Below are 2,000 nucleotides of genomic sequence, written 5' to 3' on the forward strand. Positions count from 1 at the left end.
TGGGAACGCCGGTCCGCAGGCAATCGCCGACGATCCGGCGGCGGAGGGCAGGTGGCCGATGGCGATGCGCGACCACTGCATCGTAGCCGATTGACTCGCCATCGCCGGCCCGCCACAGCGCGGGCTTGTCGATGGCGGGAAACCGGCATGGGCAGGCGCGGGAGAGCGCGGCCGCCTTTCAGGCGAACGGCCGCCGCCGAAGGAGCAACCACCCCGGAATCTCTCAGGCACCAGGGACCGCGCCGGCCACGACACTCTGGAAAGCGTTCCCCTTTCGCGAGGGGAACCACCGAAGGGGTAACCTCGCCCGGCGACGGCGCGGGGGAAAGCTCTCAGGTTCCGTGACAGAGGGGGAAACGATCGTCTCCGGCGTCCGCGCCGGCGATACGCCCTTGGATGACGGAGACCGGCCGGTGAGCGACGCGACCACCACGATCGACAATGACGAGGGCGAAGCCCCCGCGATCCAGACGCTGCCGCTGGACGCGTGGCATCGCGCGCGCGGCGGGCGGATGGTCGAATTCGCGGGCTATCACATGCCCGTGCAGTTCGAGGGCATCATGGCCGAACATTTGTGGACGCGCGAGAGCGCCGGCCTGTTCGATGTCAGCCACATGGGACAATTAACCTTCACCGGCGATGGCGTCGTCGCCGCGCTGGAGGCGTTGCTGCCCGCCGATATCGCGGGCCTGCCGATGGAGCGCGCGCGCTATTCGCTGCTGCTGGACGATCGGGGCGGGATCCTCGACGATCTGATGCTGACCAGGCAGGCGGATGACCGCGTGTACATGGTCGTCAACGGCGCGACGAAATATGACGATATCGCGCACATGCTGGACAGCCTGCCCGACGACGTGACGCTGAACCTGATGGAGGATCACGCGCTGCTGGCGGTGCAGGGGCCGAAGGCGGTCGCGGCGCTGGCGCGGGTGGTGCCGGGGGTCGAGGCGCTGGTGTTCATGCAGGCGCGCGGCTTCGCATGGCAGGGCCACGACCTGTGGATCAGCCGGTCGGGCTATACCGGTGAGGACGGGTGCGAGATTTCGGTGCCCGCCGATGCGGTAGAGGCGCTGGCCGACGCGCTGCTGGCGCAGCCGGAGGTGAAGCCGATCGGGCTCGGCGCGCGCGATTCGCTGCGGCTGGAGGCGGGGTTGCCGCTGTACGGCCACGACCTCGATACCGATACGACGCCCGTCATGGCGGACCTGGGCTTCGCGCTGTCGAAGCGGCGGCGCGAGGCGGGGGATTATCCCGGCGCTGCCCGGATCGCGGCCGAGCGCGAGAACGGCGCGATCCAGAAGCGCGTCGGTCTGCTGGTCGAGGGGCGGCAGCCGGTGCGCGAGGGCGCGACCGTGGTCGACGCCGACGGTTCGACCGTCGGGCGCGTCACCTCGGGCGGATTCGCGCCGAGCGTCGGGGCACCGATCGCGATGGCGTACGTTCCCGTCGCGATGGCGGCGCCCGGCACCAGCGTCCAGCTCGTCCAGCGCGGGAAGGTCCACGCCGCGACCGTCGCGCCGATGCCATTCGTACCCCATCGCTATTTCCGAGGAGTGAAGTGAGATGAGCCGTTATTTCACCGAGGACCATGAGTGGATCGACGTCGATGGCGACATCGGCACGGTCGGGATCAGCGACTATGCGCAGCAGCAGCTGGGCGACATCGTGTTCGTCGACGTGCCCGAGGACGGCAAGTCGCTGGACAAGGGCGACGAGGCCGCGGTGGTCGAGAGCGTGAAGGCCGCCAGCGACGTCTATTCGCCCGTGTCGGGCAACGTGCTGGAGGGCAATCGCGCTTTGTCCGACGAACCCGCGCTGGTGAACACCGATCCCGAGGGCGAGGGCTGGTTCTTCCGCATCACGCTGACCGATGCGTCGGAGCTGGAGGAGCTGATGGACGAGGTCGCCTACGAGGCGTTCGTCGCGAAGCTTTGATGCACGGATAGCCCCCGCCCCTTCAGGGGAGGGGGTTGGGGGAGGGGTCGCGTCCTGGTGTACGG

The 2,000-nt window shown here is 69.0% G+C and carries 2 protein-coding genes and 1 riboswitch; both genes read left to right on the forward strand.

Annotated elements, in window-relative coordinates:
• Window positions 1-246 precede the first annotated feature (246 nt).
• A riboswitch (glycine riboswitch) is annotated at window positions 247-358 on the forward strand.
• 55 nt (window positions 359-413) lie between these two features.
• Window positions 414-1,562, forward strand: coding sequence for a glycine cleavage system aminomethyltransferase GcvT (gcvT, locus tag ASG29_RS07360; protein ID WP_082515824.1), 1,149 nt, complete (start codon window positions 414-416; stop codon window positions 1,560-1,562).
• A gap of 1 nt (window position 1,563) precedes the next feature.
• Window positions 1,564-1,935 (forward strand): glycine cleavage system protein GcvH, encoded by a 372-nt coding sequence (gene gcvH / locus ASG29_RS07365; protein ID WP_055982472.1) that lies wholly within the window; start codon window positions 1,564-1,566, stop codon window positions 1,933-1,935.
• Window positions 1,936-2,000 lie beyond the last annotated feature (65 nt).

Origin of the sequence: Sphingomonas sp. Leaf412 (genome assembly GCF_001425405.1) — a bacterium.
Taxonomy (GTDB): Bacteria; Pseudomonadota; Alphaproteobacteria; order Sphingomonadales; family Sphingomonadaceae; genus Sphingomonas.